Annotated in this window: 15 protein-coding genes and 2 tRNA genes; 6 read left to right on the top strand and 11 right to left on the bottom strand. The window is 64.6% G+C overall.

Features of this window, described 5'->3' with window-relative positions:
• Positions 1–18 precede the first annotated feature (18 nt).
• The 5 genes from clpX to RM2_RS05460 form a co-directional block, all read right to left on the bottom strand.
• A complete protein-coding gene (gene clpX / locus RM2_RS05480; RefSeq protein ID WP_072687831.1) occupies positions 19–1299 on the bottom strand; it encodes an ATP-dependent Clp protease ATP-binding subunit ClpX in 1281 nt (426 codons plus the stop codon).
• Positions 1300–1559: 260 nt separating this feature from the next.
• The gene (locus RM2_RS05475; RefSeq protein WP_072687830.1) at positions 1560–2222 is read right to left on the bottom strand and encodes an ATP-dependent Clp protease proteolytic subunit; all 663 of its coding nucleotides are present in this window, start codon (positions 2220–2222) and stop codon (positions 1560–1562) included.
• Between the two features lie 43 nt (positions 2223–2265).
• A complete protein-coding gene (locus RM2_RS05470) occupies positions 2266–2853 on the bottom strand; it encodes an ATP-dependent Clp protease proteolytic subunit (protein WP_072687829.1) in 588 nt (195 codons plus the stop codon).
• Positions 2854–3037: 184 nt separating this feature from the next.
• A complete protein-coding gene (gene tig, locus RM2_RS05465; protein WP_072687828.1) occupies positions 3038–4414 on the bottom strand; it encodes a trigger factor in 1377 nt (458 codons plus the stop codon).
• 60 nt (positions 4415–4474) lie between these two features.
• Positions 4475–4551: transfer RNA gene (locus RM2_RS05460), tRNA-Pro, on the bottom strand.
• A gap of 137 nt (positions 4552–4688) precedes the next feature.
• On the opposite strand from RM2_RS05460, the gene RM2_RS05455 reads away from it, so the two are divergent.
• Positions 4689–4759 (top strand) — tRNA-Gly (locus RM2_RS05455).
• A 233-nt stretch (positions 4760–4992) separates the two neighbouring features.
• A complete protein-coding gene (locus RM2_RS05450) occupies positions 4993–5778 on the top strand; it encodes a hypothetical protein (protein WP_072687827.1) in 786 nt (261 codons plus the stop codon).
• 13 nt (positions 5779–5791) lie between these two features.
• On the opposite strand, the gene RM2_RS05445 is transcribed toward RM2_RS05450, so the two are convergent.
• The 3 genes from RM2_RS05445 to RM2_RS05435 form a co-directional block, all read right to left on the bottom strand.
• The gene (locus tag RM2_RS05445; RefSeq protein WP_072687826.1) at positions 5792–6589 is read right to left on the bottom strand and encodes an Fpg/Nei family DNA glycosylase; all 798 of its coding nucleotides are present in this window, start codon (positions 6587–6589) and stop codon (positions 5792–5794) included.
• Positions 6590–6595: 6 nt separating this feature from the next.
• Complete coding sequence (locus tag RM2_RS05440; protein WP_072687825.1) at positions 6596–7069, bottom strand: ribose-5-phosphate isomerase; 474 nt, start codon at positions 7067–7069, stop codon at positions 6596–6598.
• A 215-nt stretch (positions 7070–7284) separates the two neighbouring features.
• Positions 7285–7929 carry a mycothiol-dependent nitroreductase Rv2466c family protein gene (locus tag RM2_RS05435; RefSeq protein WP_072687824.1) on the bottom strand — a complete coding sequence of 215 codons (645 nt, stop codon included), beginning with the start codon at positions 7927–7929 and terminating at the stop codon, positions 7285–7287.
• Positions 7930–8058: 129 nt separating this feature from the next.
• Between RM2_RS05435 and RM2_RS05430 the strand changes: the two genes are divergently transcribed.
• Together RM2_RS05430 and pepN are read left to right on the top strand one after the other, a co-directional pair.
• On the top strand, positions 8059–9294 hold the full coding sequence (locus RM2_RS05430) for an NAD(P)/FAD-dependent oxidoreductase (RefSeq protein ID WP_072687823.1): 1236 nt from the start codon (positions 8059–8061) through the stop codon (positions 9292–9294).
• Positions 9295–9356: 62 nt separating this feature from the next.
• Entirely contained in the window at positions 9357–11936 is a 2580-nt protein-coding gene (gene pepN, locus RM2_RS05425) for an aminopeptidase N (RefSeq protein ID WP_072687822.1), read from the top strand.
• A 94-nt stretch (positions 11937–12030) separates the two neighbouring features.
• Here pepN and RM2_RS05420 read toward each other — a convergent pair whose 3' ends face one another.
• The 3 genes from RM2_RS05420 to RM2_RS05410 form a co-directional block, all read right to left on the bottom strand.
• Positions 12031–12534 (bottom strand): DUF5130 domain-containing protein, encoded by a 504-nt coding sequence (locus RM2_RS05420; RefSeq protein WP_072687821.1) that lies wholly within the window; start codon positions 12532–12534, stop codon positions 12031–12033.
• A complete protein-coding gene (gene ctaJ / locus RM2_RS05415; protein ID WP_072687904.1) occupies positions 12521–12781 on the bottom strand; it encodes an aa3-type cytochrome oxidase subunit CtaJ in 261 nt (86 codons plus the stop codon). The genes RM2_RS05420 and ctaJ overlap by 14 nt, the downstream gene beginning before the upstream one ends.
• A gap of 75 nt (positions 12782–12856) precedes the next feature.
• On the bottom strand, positions 12857–13531 hold the full coding sequence (locus tag RM2_RS05410; protein ID WP_174553827.1) for an HNH endonuclease: 675 nt from the start codon (positions 13529–13531) through the stop codon (positions 12857–12859).
• Positions 13532–13672: 141 nt separating this feature from the next.
• Between RM2_RS05410 and RM2_RS05405 the strand changes: the two genes are divergently transcribed.
• Together RM2_RS05405 and RM2_RS05400 are read left to right on the top strand one after the other, a co-directional pair.
• On the top strand, positions 13673–14068 hold the full coding sequence (locus RM2_RS05405) for a globin (protein WP_084721654.1): 396 nt from the start codon (positions 13673–13675) through the stop codon (positions 14066–14068).
• Positions 14069–14162: 94 nt separating this feature from the next.
• Positions 14163–15761 carry a glycoside hydrolase family 13 protein gene (locus RM2_RS05400; RefSeq protein WP_072687818.1) on the top strand — a complete coding sequence of 533 codons (1599 nt, stop codon included), beginning with the start codon at positions 14163–14165 and terminating at the stop codon, positions 15759–15761.
• Positions 15762–15805 lie beyond the last annotated feature (44 nt).

The following is a 15805-nucleotide window of genomic DNA, read 5'->3' as shown; positions in this document are numbered from 1 at the left end:
CGCGCGCTTAACCTTCCGTCAGGCGGACTTGTCGCGACGCTCACCACGCTCCGGCTTGCGCGGAACGATGGTCGGAAGCACATTATCGTTAACGGTCTCGCCGCTGACCACGACTTTCTCGACATCGTCGCGACTCGGAATGTCATACATGACGGGAAGAAGAACCTCTTCCATGATCGCACGCAGTCCACGAGCACCGGTACCACGCAGGATCGCCTGGTCAGCGATAGCTTCGAGTGCATCAGCGGTGAACTCCAACTGCACACCGTCCATGTCGAACAGTCGGGTGTACTGCTTGACCAAAGCGTTCTTCGGCTCCGACAGGATCTGAACGAGCGATTCCTTGTCGAGATTGGTCACCGACGCCACGACGGGCAGGCGACCGATGAATTCGGGGATCAACCCGAACTTGATCAGGTCTTCCGGCATGACCTCAGCGAAATGATCTTGAGTGTCGATCTCGGCCTTGGACCGCACCTCGGCACCGAAGCCGATACCGCGTTTGCCGACACGATCGGACACGATCCGCTCGAGTCCGGCGAATGCGCCGGCCACGATGAACAGCACATTTGTGGTGTCGATTTGAATGAATTCTTGATGCGGGTGTTTGCGTCCACCCTGCGGCGGCACGCTGGCCTGCGTCCCTTCGAGGATCTTCAGCAACGCCTGCTGTACACCCTCGCCTGACACGTCCCGTGTGATCGACGGATTCTCGCTCTTGCGGGCGATCTTGTCGACCTCGTCGATGTAGATGATGCCCGTCTCGGCACGTTTGACGTCGTAGTCCGCGGACTGGATCAGCTTGAGGAGGATGTTCTCGACGTCTTCGCCCACATAGCCGGCTTCCGTCAGCGCCGTCGCGTCGGCGATCGCGAAGGGGACGTTGAGCATTTTCGCCAACGTCTGTGCCAGATACGTCTTGCCACAGCCAGTAGGCCCGAGCATCAGGATGTTCGACTTGGCCAGTTCGACCGTCTCACCATGCGCGTCGCGAGCCTTGTCGCCCGCCTGAATGCGCTTGTAATGGTTGTAGACGGCGACGGCGAGCGTCCGCTTCGCCGAGTCCTGTCCTATCACGTAGTTTTCGAGGAAATCCCGGATCTCGGCCGGCTTCGGCAGCTCGTCGAGCTTCACCTCGCTGGACTCTGCCAGCTCCTCCTCGATGATCTCGTTGCACAGGTCGATGCACTCGTCGCAGATGTAAACCCCGGGCCCCGCAATGAGCTTTTTGACCTGCTTCTGGCTCTTACCGCAGAAAGAGCACTTGAGCAGATCCCCGCCGTCACCTATGCGTGCCATCTCTTCAGGTCCCTACTTCCATCGTCTCCGTGCAACTATCGACCTACGTCTCCGTGCAACCATCGAACCGATCCCACGCGGTACATACACCAATCGAACGAATGCCCGTCATGTGACCGTACCCGCACATTGTGAGCAAGGTCGACTGGTTGTCGGCGATTCGCTCACCGATCTTCCGCCGAACGTCGACCCGACCGGGCAGACCCCGGCTCCTGGCTGCCACGCACTCACGGCGTGTCGCCCGGGCCGGGGGCCGGGAATCACTTCTGGGCGCTGAGTTTGCGGTACTCGAGCACGTCGTCGATGATCCCGTATTCCTTGGCACCGGCGGCGGTGAGGATCTTGTCGCGGTCGGTGTCCTTGCGGATCACCTCGGCGGTCTTGCCGGTGTGCTTCGACAGGGTGGTTTCCATCAGGCGACGCATCCGCTCGATCTCGGCGGCCTGAATCTCGAGATCGGAGACCTGCCCCTGGATGCCAGCCGTCGCGGGTTGGTGGATGAGAACGCGCGCATTAGGCAAGGCCAGCCGCTTGCCGGGACTGCCGGCGGCGAGCAGCACGGCGGCAGCCGAGGCCGCCTGACCCAGGCACACCGTCGTGATGTCGGCGCGCACATATTGCATCGTGTCGTAGATCGCCATCAACGAGGTGAACGAACCACCCGGTGAGTTGATGTACATGGTGATGTCGCGATCGGGATCCAGCGACTCGAGGACGAGCAGCTGAGCCATCACGTCGTTCGCCGACGCGTCGTCCACCTGCACGCCGAGGAAAATGATGCGCTCCTCGAACAGTTTGTTGTACGGGTTGGACTCCTTGACCCCGTAGCTGGAGTGCTCGATGAAGGACGGCAGGATGTAGCGCGACTGCGGAGTGGCGGGCGCCTGGCCTCCCAGGCTGCGAGGATCGAACAGGTTGGTCATCAGTTCTCCAAAGGATTGTGGGAGCGGAAGTGGGCAGGCCGGACTACAGCCCGGTTCCGCCCGCCTGCGCCGCGCGGGAGACGACGTGGTCGACGAAGCCGTACTCGAGAGCCTGCGCCGCGGTGAACCAGCGGTCACGATCGGAATCGGTGGTGATCTGCTCGACCGTCTGACCGGTGTGCTCAGCGATCAACTCGGCCATCTCACGCTTGGTGTGCGCGAACTGCTCGGCCATGATCGCGATGTCGCTGGCGGTACCACCAATTCCGGCGGACGGCTGATGCATCATGATCCGGGCATGTGGGAGGGCGTAGCGCTTGCCCTTCGCACCGGCCGAGAGCAGGAACTGACCCATCGAGGCGGCCAGACCCATTCCGAAGGTGGCGACGTCGCACTCGGCGAACTGCATCGTGTCGTAGATCGCCATGCCGGCGCTGACCGAACCGCCCGGCGAGTTGATGTAGAGAGAGATGTCCCTGTCGGCATCTTCTGCCGACAGCAGCAGGATCTGAGCGCACAGCTTGTTCGCGATGTCGTCATCGACCTGGGTACCGAGGAAAATGATGCGCTCTCGCAGCAGGCGCTCGTACACCGAATCGCTGAGGTTCAACCCAGCGGTGGCTGAAGTCATGGCGGGACTCTGCAAAGTCTCCAGGTGATTGGAAGTCACGGTACCTGCCTTCTCCGTATATCGTTGATTGCTGACACAGACACTAACCAAGTAGGGCGGCACCGGAGTCCCGGTGCCGCCCTACTTCGCTGAAAGCGGAAAACGATCCGCTACCGAATACGCGGGAAATCCCCCGCGACCAGCACTATTTCTGGTCTTCGCCCTCGGCTGAATCCAACGCAGACTCGGCGGTCTCGGCCTCACCCTTGCCGAACAACTCGGCGGTGTCGACTGCGGCACCCGAGGTGTCAGTGACGGTCGCCTGCTCGACGACACCGGCGAGAGCCTTGCCCCGACGCACGTCGGCGAAGATGGCGCCGAGCTGACCGGCCTGCTGGATCTGCTGGATGAACTGCTCGGGCGCCATGCCGTAACGCTGCGCCTGGAACAGGATGCGCTCGGTGAGTTCGTCCTGACCGACGGTGACGTCGGTGGCGTCGGCGATGGCGTCCAGCAGCAACTGGGTCTTTACCGAGCGCTCGGCGCTCTCCTTCGCGTCCTTGTCGAACTCCTCGCGGCTGGTGCCCTGATCTTCGAGGAGCTTGTTCAGCGCCTCCTCGTCGTGATCGAGACCGTGAACGGCGTCGTGCAGCGCGGCGTCGACCTCGGCTTTGACGACAGCTTCGGGCAGCGGTACCTCGACGGTCCCGAGCAGGCTGTCGAGGACCTTGTCACGAATCTCACCGGCCTGCTCGACCTTGCGGACACGTCCGACACGCTCACGCAGGTCAGCCTTCAACTCGTCCAGGGTGTCGAACTCGCTCGCCAGCTGAGCGAACTCGTCGTCCTCGGCAGGCAACTCGCGCTCCTTGACGGTACCGACGGTGACGGTAACCACCGCCTCCGTACCGGCGTGGTCACCGGCGACCAGCGTGGAGGTGAACTCCTTGGACTCACCGGCCTTGACGCCGACGACGGCCTCATCGAGGCCCTCGATGAGCTGACCGGAACCGACCTCGTGCGACAGCCCGCTGGCGGTGGCCTCGGGAACTGCCTCACCATCGACGGTGGCCGCCAAGTCGATGGAGATGAAGTCTCCGTCCTGGACGGCGCGATCGACGCCGGTGAGGGTGCCGAAACGCTGGCGCAGCGACAGCAGCTGCTCCTCGACGGCCTCTTCGGTGATCTCGATCGGATCGACGGTAACGCTCAGCGTGCTGTAGTCGGGCAGCGCGATCTCGGGACGCACGTCGACCTCGGCGGTGAACTCGAGGAGTTCGCCGTCCTCGATCTTCGTGACCTCGATCTCGGGCTGACCGATGGCCTTTACCGCAGCGCTGGCGACAGCGTCGGAGTAACGGGACGGGAGTGCGTCATTGACGACCTGCTCCAGGACGGCGCCGCGACCGACACGAGCTTCGAGCAACTTGGCCGGTGCCTTACCTGGGCGGAAGCCTGGGAGACGGATCTGTTGCGCGAGGGCCTTGTAGGCCTTGTCGAAATCAGGCTTGAGCTCCTCGAAGGGCACCTCAACGTTGATACGGACTCGCGTCGGGCTGAGCTGCTCGACGGTGCTCTTCACGGACTGGCTCCTTCGTGTGGTCGTGCTTCTACTGTGCGGCAGTTTCCTGCCCTGTGGTTCTGGTCGGGGTGACAGGATTTGAACCTGCGACCCTCCGCTCCCAAAGCGGATGCGCTACCAAGCTGCGCTACACCCCGGTCGAAGCCGGATCTCGCCAACCTCGCGAGGACCCGAGGAAGAATCCTACGGCCCCCCGATTATGAAATCCAAAGCGAGGTTGGGTACAGTCTGACATCGCAGACGACATGCTTGTAATCCAGCTAGTCATATGCGCGGGGATGTAGCTCAATGGTAGAGCCTCAGTCTTCCAAACTGATTACGCGGGTTCGATTCCCGTCATCCCCTCAACTGGAGCGTCCTCTTTTCATGGGGCGCTCCTTTTTCTTTCACCGCAAGCGACCGGTCGCACCGATATTCCCGCATGACATGCGTCACAGCTGAGCTGTTACAGGTCCCGACTGCCACTCCCGTGCGGTCACAGGATGTTCGCCTAGCGCGTAACACCGCAGCGGGTCGGTACTCTGGCGAATGTCCGATTCGTCCCGGACTCACGGCTAGCGAAGCTCTGGAGGCGCCACGTGGAACTCATCCTCATCGTCGTGATCGTGGCAGCGGCGGCCTTCCTGGTGGTCAAGAGCCGCAACAACCGGGCCGGACACGCGGCCAACCAGCTCGACGACGCCAAGGCGGACGCCCGTCAGCCCATCGAGCGTCTCGGCGGCCAGGTCTACCAACTCGTCGGGTCCGACGCCGCCTCGCAACAGGCCCTGGCGGACGCTTCCGAGCGCTACACGGCTGCCGGCTCGCAGATCGATCAGGCAAGCACCCCCGTACAGGCCCGGCTCGCCAAGCAGACCGCACTGGAGGGCCTGTATTACATCCGCGCCGCCCGAACTGCGATGGGAATGGACCCCGGCCCGGAGATTCCCTCGATCGACGGCCAGAAATCCGCGGGCCAGGTCACCGAGGACCGCGAGGTCGAGTTCGAGGGACGGCAGGTCGCGGCGTCACCCAACCCCTCGTCGACGACCCCCAACTACTACCCGGGCGGCCGCGTCGCCGGACGCCCGGTCCCAGCCGGTTGGTACTCCGAGCCGTGGTGGAAGCCTGCCCTCGTGGCCGGTGCCTGGGGAATGGGGTCGATGTTCCTGTTCTCTGCAATGTTTTCCGGAATGTCCGGAGTCGGATACGACGCCCAGGCGTTCGAGAGCGGAGCCGGCGAAAGTGGTGACATGGACGGCGGCGGCTTCGGCGACGCCGGCGGTATCGACGGCGGCGGCGGTATCGACGGCGGCGGCGGCTTCGGCGACGCCGGCGGTATGGACGACGGCGGCGGGGGTCTCTTCGACGGTTTGGACTTCTGAGGGGCAGGCCCGGTCAGGATGGCTGGCAGACCGGGCACCAGAAGAGATTGCGCCCCTTCAGGACGGCGTGCACTACGGCAGTGCCGCAGATCCTGCAGGGTGAGCCCGCGCGCCGGTAGACGTAGGTCCGGGGACGGTCCATTGCGTACGCCGGCTCGCCGTGGTCGTCTTCCGGCCGCACGACGTGCATCTTGCCGCGACGCACCCCGACCTTCATCAGGGCGACGAGATCGGCCCACAGTTCTTCCCACTCGGCGCGAGACAGCGCACGTCCGGGCCGCTCGGGGTTGATCGAATGCCGGAACAGCAACTCCGCCCGATACACGTTGCCGATTCCCGCGATGACCGCCTGATCCATCAGCAGTGCCCCGATCGGGGCACTGGATGCCGAGATGCGCTTCCAGGCCCTTTCGGGGTCTGCGTCCCTACGTAGCGGGTCCGGTCCGAGCCGCGCCTCGATGGCGGCGACCTGCGGCGGATGAAGGACCTCGCAGGCTGTCGGGCCGCGCAGGTCGGTACCGAATTCGGCACCCATCATCCGCATCCTGACCTGCCCGACCGGCGGCTCCATCGGAACCGCCGACTCCGTGAACGCTCCGTACAGGCCGAGGTGAACGTGCACCACGAGCCCCGACTCGTAGTGGTGCCACAGGTGCTTACCCCAGGCCTCCGACTTCACGAGAACGCGTCCGTCGACGAGCTTCGCATCGCCTGCGAATCTGCCCTGTGGACTGAGCACCCGCACGGGTGCGCCGGCGAATCTGCGTTGGTGCAGGCGTGCCAGTCGGTGCAGTGTGTGCCCCTCAGGCACGTGTGATCAGGCCTCCGGCAGCGCCGGCGCGACGCCGGTCTTCTCGTAATCGGACAGGATGTCGATCCTGCGCTGATGGCGCTCCTCGCCCGACCACTCGGCGGCGAGGAAGGCGTCCACGATCGCGAGGGACTCCTCCAGCGTGTGCATGCGTCCGCCGATGCCGATCAGCTGGGCGTTGTTGTGCTGGCGCGCGAGTTGCGCGGTCTCCACGCTCCACGCCAGCGCGCACCGCGCACCGGGCACCTTGTTGGCCGCGATCTGCTCACCATTGCCGCTGCCGCCAAGCACGATGCCGAGGCTGCCCTCGTCCGCGACGACGCGGCGGGCCGCCTCGATGCAGAAGGCGGGGTAGTCGTCGACTGCGTCGTAGACGTGAGCGCCGCAGTCGACCGCCTCGTGTCCGGCAGCGGTGAGGTGTTCGATGATCTCGTTCTTACGTTCGAATCCGGCATGGTCGGCACCGAGGTATACGCGCATGACAGGTGATTCTGTCAGGCGCGGTCGCAGAGCGGAGCAGTCGGGTTGAGCACCCGGTACCGACCTGGCGCGCCGCAGCCCCGCGTAACAGAACCGGCACGGACACCTGTTCACGAAACCCGACCAGATCTATCGCGACCCGCAGCAACTGCAGTACACGGCAGATCCGGTCGGGCCCGCGCTACGGTGAGTCCCTCTCGATCGATCTTGCCCGCTCAGTCGAACTGGGGATCCTCGGTTCGGGTGCGCTTGAGTTCGAAGAAGTGCGGGTAACCGGCCAGCGCGACCACGCCGTCCCATACCTTGCCTGCGTCCTCACCCCGCGGGATGCGCGACAGGACAGGCCCGAAGAACGCGACACCATTGACGTGGATGGTCGGGGTTCCGACGTCCGGTCCGACTGCGTCCATCCCTGCGGCGTGGCTCTCGCGCAACGCGGCGTCGTACTCAGTCGATTCGGCGGCCGCCGCCAGTTCGGGCGGAAGTCCGACCTCGGCGAGCGACTTCTCGATGACATATGAGAGATCCTTGTTTCCATCGTCGTGGATGAGGGTGCCCATCGCCGTGTACAGCGGCGACAGGACCTCGTCACCGTGCTTCTGCGCGGCCGCGATCAACACGCGCACCGGCCCCCATGCCTTCTCCAGCAGCTCGAGGTACTCCTCGGACAGGTCACGACCTTCGTTCAGCACGGCCAAGCTCATCACCTGGAACCTCGCCTCGATGTCCCGCACCTCGGCGGCCTCGAGAATCCATCGCGACGTGATCCAGCACCACGGGCACACCGGGTCGAACCAGAAGTCCGCAGTGTCCTTGACAGTTCCAGACTCGAAAGTCCCAACCTTCGTACCAGCACTCACGTAATTGCTCCCTATAGGTAATGTAAACAGTTCCTACAGTGTCAACACCTCCCCGACGAGAACCCTTCCCGCGGACCTCGCACGCGGCAGTACTGTCGAAAGCGGTCGACCAGAAGGGAGCGCTCTCACATGACGTCCACTCGCACGTTCGTCGTCGTCGGCGGTGGCCTCGCCGGGGCCAAGACAGCGGAAGCATTGCGTGACAAAGATTTCGACGGTTCAATCGTCCTGCTTTCGGAAGAGGAGCATCTCCCCTACGAGCGGCCTCCCCTCTCCAAGGAGTACTTCGCGGGCAAGAAGTCTCTCGGTGATTTCACCGTCCACCACGGGGACTGGTATCGGGATCACCACGTGGATCTGCGGCTCGGCACCACCGCGACCGACCTGAACCTCGCCGCCCACACCGTCACGCTGCCGGACGGTTCCACGCTGGGGTACGACAAGCTCGCTCTCGCCACGGGTTCGCGGTCGCGCCGACCATCGATCACCGGTTCCGACGCCAAGGGCGTCCACTATCTCCGCAGCGTCGACGAATCGGACCGTCTGATCGAGGCCGTCGCCGGCGGCGCACGACTGGTGGTGATCGGTGCGGGCTGGATCGGCCTCGAGGTGGGGGCCTCTGCGCGCCAGAAGGGTGCCGAGGTGACGGTGGTGGAAGCCGCCGAAACTCCGCTCAGCGGCTCGCTGGGCCGCGAGATGGGCAAGGTATTCGCGGATTTGCACCATGAACACGGCGTTCAGCTGCATCTCGGTGCGAAGGTCGACGAGATCGTGGTCGAGGACGGGCGGGCGATCGGCGTGCGACTGGGTGATGCAACCGTCCTCCCCGCCGACGCCGTCCTGGTGGCCGTTGGCGCCGCCCCGAACATCGAACTCGCGGAGCGAGCAGGACTCGAGGTCGACGGCGGAGTCCTCGTCGACGCGGGGCTGCAGACAAGCGACCCAGACGTTGTCGCGGTGGGCGACATCGCCGCGCAACTCCATCCGCAACTGGATTCTCGGATCCGGGTCGAACACTGGGCGAACGCGCTCAACCAGCCGGCGGTGGCCGCAGCCACCATGCTGGGAAGCAAGGCCGAGTATGCGAAATTGCCGTACTTCTTCACGGATCAGTTCGACCTGGGCATGGAGTACACGGGCTATGCGCCACCCGATTCCTACGAACGGGTGGTCGTGCGCGGTGATCTTCCCGGACGGGAATTCCTCGCGTTCTGGCTCGACGCAGACAACCACGTCCTCGCGGGCATGAACGTCAATATCTGGGACGCCACCGATCAGATCCGGCAACTGGTGTCTTCCTCTGCGCCGATCGACCCCGACCGCCTGGCCGACCCAGCGGTGCCGCTGACCGACCTGCCAGGCTAACGCCTCCGCCCCACTCGTGATGGGATGGTACGAGCACCGCCGCCGATCACGAGGAGACCTCCGTGGCCCCACCGAACCTGACCCGCGAACAGGCAGCCGAACGAGCCGGGCTGCTGACCGTCGACAACTACCTCATCGAACTCGACCTCACCGACGGAACAGGTCAACCCGGAACGGAAACGTTCTCTTCGCGGACCACCATCACGTTCGCCGCCGAACCCGGCGCGTCCAGTTTCGTCGACATCGTCGCGGCCCATGTACATTCGGCCACGCTGAACGGCGCGCCCGTCGACGTCTCGAACTACGACGAGTCCACCGGCATCACGCTCACCGAACTCGCAGAGCGCAACGAACTGGTCGTCGAGGCGGACTGCGAATACTCGCACACCGGTGAGGGGCTGCACCGCTTCGTCGATCCGACGGACGACGCGGTCTACCTGTACTCGCAGTTCGAAACTGCTGACGCCAAACGCATGTTCGCCTGCTTCGACCAACCCGACCTGAAGGCGACGTTCGACGTGCACGTCACATCTCCGGCCGATTGGAAGATGATCTCCAACTCGCCGACCGTCGACAGGGTTGCGGCCGACCCTGGCCGGCACATCTTCCGCACAACCCCGAAGTTGAGCACCTACCTCGTCGCCCTCGTCGCAGGTCCGTACGCGGAGTGGACCGACACCTACTCCGACGAGCACGGCGACATCCCCCTCGGGATCTACTGCCGCGCATCCCTCGGTGAGCACATGGATGCCGAGCGCCTGTTCACAGAGACCAAGCAGGGCTTCGAGTTCTACCACCGCAACTTCGGCATTCCCTATGCGTTCGGAAAATACGACCAACTGTTCGTCCCGGAATTCAACGCGGGCGCGATGGAGAACGCCGGGGCGGTGACGTTCCTCGAGGATTATGTATTCCGGTCCAAGGTGACACGGGCGTCGTACGAACGTCGCGCCGAGACCGTGTTGCACGAGATGGCGCACATGTGGTTCGGCGACCTCGTCACCATGCGCTGGTGGGACGACCTCTGGCTCAACGAGTCCTTCGCCACGTTCGCCTCCGTGCTCTGCCAGAGCGAGGCCACCGAATACACCGGCGCTTGGACCACGTTCGCCAACATCGAGAAGTCGTGGGCGTACCGGCAGGATCAGTTGCCGTCGACGCACCCCATCGCCGCAGACATCCCCGACCTCGCCGCCGTCGAAGTGAACTTCGACGGCATCACGTACGCCAAGGGTGCGTCCGTCCTCAAGCAACTCGTTGCGTACGTCGGGCTCGAGCCCTTCCTTTCCGGACTGCGCGAGTACTTCCGTGAGCACGCATTCGATAACGCGACGTTCGACGACCTGCTCGGCGCACTCGAGAAGTCTTCAGGCCGCGACCTGTCGGGCTGGGGCGCCCAGTGGCTCAAGACCACCGGGCTCAACATCCTGCGCCCCGATTTCGACGTCGACGCGGACGGAAAATTCACCCGGTTCGCGGTACTGCAGGACGGCGCCGCGCCGGGCGCAGGGGAACGACGGGTGCACCGTGTGGCGATCGGCGTGTACGAGGACCGCGACGGCAAGCTCGTTCGCGCGAAGCGGGTAGAACTCGACCTCGACGCCGCCGAGAGCACCGAGGTGGCCGAACTCGTCGGAGTCGATCGCGGCCCGCTGATCCTCGTCAACGACGACGACCTCACCTATTGCTCGGTGCGACTCGATCCCGAGTCACTCGCAACCGCCATCGAACGGATCGGCGACATCGCCGAATCCCTCCCCCGTACCCTGGTGTGGTCGGCGGCCTGGGAGATGACGCGTCAGTCGGAGTTCAAGGCACGCGACTTCGTCGCACTTGTTCAGAGGGGTATCGACGCGGAAACCGAGGTGGGTGTGGTCACGCGCCTGCTGATGCAGGCACAGACCGCGCTGCACAGCTACGCCGAACCCGGCTGGGCCACCGAACACGGCTGGCCCGATTACGCGAACCGGCTGCTCGAATTAGCCCGGGAAGCCGACGCCGGATCGGACCATCAGCTGGCGTTCATGAACGCGCTCACCGGTGCCCAGTTGTCCGCGTGGCACACTGAGGTGCTAGAGGAACTGCTCGACGCCGCACCCGAGACGGTCGGGCTGCCGGGGCTGGTCGTGGACACCGATCTGCGCTGGCGCATCGTCGCCGCACTCGCCGGGGCCGGTGAGATCGACGCCGACGGTATCGAGACTCCGTTCATCGACACCGAAGCCGAACGCGACCCGACCGCGGCCGGCGCCCGTTTGGCCGCCGCGGCAGCCGCGCTCCGACCACAGGCCGCGGTGAAGGAACAGGCGTGGAACCGGGTGGTGGGCGATGATTCCCTACCGAACATCACCGCCCGCTCGATCATCGGTGGATTTGCCGGTCACGGGCAGTCCGAAATCCTCGAACCGTATGTGACCCGCTACTTCGCCGACATCCCGGCGGTGTGGGACCGGCGGTCGAGCGAGGTCGCTCAGACCGTCGTGGTCGGGCTGTACCCGTCGTGGTCGATCAGCGACCAGTCCGCCGCAGCCGCAGACAAGTTCCTCGCAGGTGACCACCCGCCGGCCCTGCGCCGGCTCGTCCTCGAAGGCCGCGCGGGAATCGTCCGGTCGCTCGCAGCGCGAAAGTTCGACGCGAGCTGATCCGTCGCCGACCTCTGCCCTGTCCGGCAGAGGTCGGGAATCACTGCACCGAGGGGAACCCGCACCGCCAGATTCCCGTCGGTTCGAGCACGGGCTACGGCCTGGTGATCGCCGCGCTCATCACGCGGGTGGCACTCACCAGACCGTCGATGAGATCGCCGTCCCCGAACGACGAGACGGCAGCTGCGGTGCCGAGTTGGGCCACGCGATCGGTGACCCGGCCGGCCACGGCGCGACCACTGCGGATCTCGATCGTGCGCTGGTTGGGCGAGACCGCGATGAGAACGGAACGCTCCGCCTCGGGTGTCGTGGAGAACATCGCGTCGGCTCCGGCCGCGGTGTCGTCACCGAGATCGCCGATGTAGACGTTGAACCGCACCTTGGTCTTGCGGGTGCACTCGGTGAGCGCAACGTCGAGGCGGACGAGCTCGTCCGACGTGAACGGCAGGTCGTCGACGAACGGCTCGCCGGCGCGGTGCACACCCGAGATGCGGCCACTCGCGGTCACGACGCTGCCGACAGGAAGGCTTTCCACCCTGCCGGCGGCCAGGCTTTCGTCGGATGTTGCGGATGCAGAAATCAGGTCACCACTTGCCACTTGCCGAGCCTCCAATCAGATCTGCCGAGTCGGCCGGGGCCGCGTGGTGCCCGCCGTGATGACCGTGTGTGGTCACCTCGTCGACTGCGCTCCACAGCACCGGTGCGTGCGTCCATTCCTCGCCGAGGCGGAACGGGGGCGGCACGGCACCCGACGTCTTCTTACCGACGTACGACGTCGCCGCGAAGAAGGCGGTGATCAACGCCGGAAGTCCTACAAATATCAGCACTGTCTCGAGAATGCTCACGAAGCAAACGGTAGCCCAGAACGGTGCGGAGGAAAGCGTCAGGGCCAAAGTTCGAGTACCGAACCAACGGGACGCTCAGGCGGCACCTTCACCGAGATACGGCATCCAGGACGGATGGAGGTCCCTGTTGGATGCGAGCAGTCTCCAGTGCGGACCCGACGGCGGTACCAGGGCAGTCCGTAGCGTCCACCCGAGTTCGCTGAGCATCTTGTCGGCCTTGCGATGATTGCAAGGTCCGCAGCATGCCACGCAGTTCTCCCACGAATGCTCACCACCACGACTGCGCGGTACGACGTGATCGACCGTCTCGGCCTTTACACCGCAATATCCGCACCTGAACCGGTCGCGGTGCATGAGGGCTGCGCGAGTCATCGGGATGCGTGCGCGATATGGGACGCGGACGTAATTTCGCAGGCGGATCACGGACGGCACCTGAACCGACCATTGCTCCGAGTGAACGACGGGGGCCTGGGGGTCCTCGTGGACGGTGTCGGCCTTTCCGCAGGTCATCAGGACCACGGCGCGTCGAGCGGGAAGGGCGGTAAGCGGTTCATAGGTGACGTTCAGGAGAAGCACCCGACGTTTGATCCAGAGTGGAACCGCGCCGCCGCCGCCAGGAAAAGAAGGCCCGGCGCACTGCGCGGAGCCTTCGGTGATCACTTGTAAAGCAAACGCCCCTGAAGACCCGGCACTCCGGGTATCAGTGGGCACAAGTTGTCGGTGCGTGCGAGCACTGTGTCGGTTCTTCATGCGACCTCCAGGAGATTGCCACCTAGTGGACCACGAAATTCCTGCTCGCGCACGTCCATTACGGACAAAAATGCAGGACATTTTGGTGAACGGACGGCCGGAGAGACCGTTCACCCGCCCACGTGCACAATGGTTGGCGACATGACTGATGTGCAGCAAACCTTCTACGAGGCAGTCGGCGGAGCCGAGACGTTCCGCAGACTCACCGAGCGGTTCTACCAAGAAGTCGCCAAGGACGACATCGTGCGTCCGCTGTACCCGGAGAGAGATCTGGGCCCGGCCGAACGCCGGATGCGGATGTTCCTCGAGCAGTATTGGGGCGGGCCGCACACCTACTCCGAAGAGCGTGGCCATCCGCGTTTACGGATGCGCCACCAGCCGTTCAAGATCGGCCCGCTCGAGCGTGACGCGTGGCTTCGGTGCATGCACACGGCCATCGCGTCGATCGACTCCGACACTCTCGACGACGCTCACCGCCGAGCCCTCACCGAGTACATGGACATGGCTGCGGCGTCCATGGTGAACTCGGCCTTCTGATGTGCCCCACGCCGATCCAGGCCACACCAAATCAGCCCACACCGATCCACGGTCGAGTCGTAATGGTGCGAAACCTTTGGCACGATGGGCACTTGTGAGCACTCCCGTCGAATTGCCCGCCGACGGCACGCTGTCGGCGCCCTGGTGGTCTGAAGCTGTCTTCTATCAGGTGTATCCCCGCTCGTTCGCCGACGCGAACGGTGACGGTGTCGGCGACCTCGAAGGAGTGCGGGACAAACTGGGATACCTCGAACTGCTCGGTGTCGACGCACTCTGGCTGAGCCCGGTGATGCGTTCACCGATGGCCGACCACGGCTACGACGTGTCCGATCCCCGCGACATCGATCCACTGTTCGGCGACCTCGCAGCGATGGACGCACTGATCGAGGCCGCACACGCCCGTCAGATCAAAGTGACGATGGATCTGGTGCCCAACCACACCAGCGTCGAGCACGAGTGGTTTCGGGCCGCTCTACGGTCGTCTCCGGACAGTCCCGAACGCAATCGATACATCTTCCGCGACGGCCGCGGCGAGTCTGGATCGGAGCCGCCCAACAACTGGCCGAGCATCTTCGGTGGCCCGGCATGGACGCAGATTACCGAGCCCGACGGACAGCCCGGCCAGTGGTACCTCCACATCTTCGCGAAAGAGCAGCCGGACCTGAACTGGGACAACCCGGAGGTCGCCGACGACCTTGCGGAGACTCTCCGGTTCTGGCTGGACCGGGGAATCGACGGGTTCCGCATCGACGTCGCGCACGGAATGGCCAAGCCCGACGGGCTGCCGGACCACGACTGGTCGTCCAACAAACTGCTGCAGAACACCGACGACGATCCCCGGTTCGACAACCCCGCCGTCCATGACATCCACCGCGGCATCCGCAAGGTTCTCGACGAATACCCGGGCACCATGGCCGTGGGTGAAATCTGGGTTCGCGACAACAAGCGTTTCGCCGACTACATCCGCCCCGACGAACTGCATCTCGGGTTCAACTTCCGGCTCGCCGAGGCCGAGTTCTCGGCGGAACGAGTCAGGGAAGCCATCGAGAACTCGCTCGACGCGGTCGAACAGGTGGGCGGCACCCCGACCTGGACCCTGTCGAATCACGATGTCGAACGGGAAGTCACCCGCTACGGCGGTGGCGATATCGGCATCGCTCGGGCGCGCGCCATGGCGCTCGTCGAACTCGCGTTGCCGGGTGCCGTGTTCCTCTACAACGGCGCCGAACTGGGTCTGCCGAATGTCGAACTGCCCCAGTCCGCGCTACAGGACCCGGTGTGGGAGAGGTCCGGCCATACCGAACGCGGCCGCGATGGGTGCCGCGTGCCGATTCCGTGGGAAGGTACCGAGCCCCCGTTCGGGTTCAGTACGGGGAAGGCGAGCTGGCTCCCGATGCCCCCCGAGTGGTCGGCTCTCACGGCTGAGGCACAACTCGAGGACGTCGACTCGGTACTCTCCCTCTACCGGGCCGCGCTGGAGTTTCGGTCGTTCCATCCTGAGTTCTCCGGCCCCGGAGTCGACTGGTACGGGAGCCCGTCGGGTTGCTTCGCCTATCGCAGGGACGGTGGACTGATCTGCGCCCTCAACGCCAGCGAAGCGCCCGTCTCACTGCCTCCCGGTGGAGTACTACTGAGCAGCTCGCCCCTCGTCGACGAACAACTTCCGCCGAACGCGGCGGCGTGGCTGATCTGACGCGCAGCCCCGCCGTCACGGCTGACGTCGTGTCGCCGGCCGTC

This window comes from Rhodococcus marinonascens NBRC 14363, assembly GCF_001894885.1.
GTDB lineage: Bacteria > Actinomycetota > Actinomycetes > Mycobacteriales > Mycobacteriaceae > Rhodococcus_F > Rhodococcus_F marinonascens.
Note: the sequence above shows the minus strand (reverse complement) of the source record. Positions and strands in the feature narration are given on the sequence as shown.

Bases quoted from the DNA above. Each gene is read 5' to 3' on its own strand.
- clpX (WP_072687831.1), bottom strand. From the start codon at position 1,299: ATGGCACGCATAGGTGACGGCGGGGATCTGCTCAAGTGCTCTTTCTGC.
- RM2_RS05475 (WP_072687830.1), bottom strand. From the start codon at position 2,222: ATGACCAACCTGTTCGATCCTCGCAGCCTGGGAGGCCAGGCGCCCGCC.
- RM2_RS05470 (WP_072687829.1), bottom strand. From the start codon at position 2,853: ATGACTTCAGCCACCGCTGGGTTGAACCTCAGCGATTCGGTGTACGAG.
- RM2_RS05440 (WP_072687825.1), bottom strand. From the start codon at position 7,069: ATGCGCGTATACCTCGGTGCCGACCATGCCGGATTCGAACGTAAGAAC.
- RM2_RS05430 (WP_072687823.1), top strand. From the start codon at position 8,059: ATGACGTCCACTCGCACGTTCGTCGTCGTCGGCGGTGGCCTCGCCGGG.
- RM2_RS05410 (WP_174553827.1), bottom strand. From the start codon at position 13,531: ATGAAGAACCGACACAGTGCTCGCACGCACCGACAACTTGTGCCCACT.
- RM2_RS05405 (WP_084721654.1), top strand. From the start codon at position 13,673: ATGACTGATGTGCAGCAAACCTTCTACGAGGCAGTCGGCGGAGCCGAG.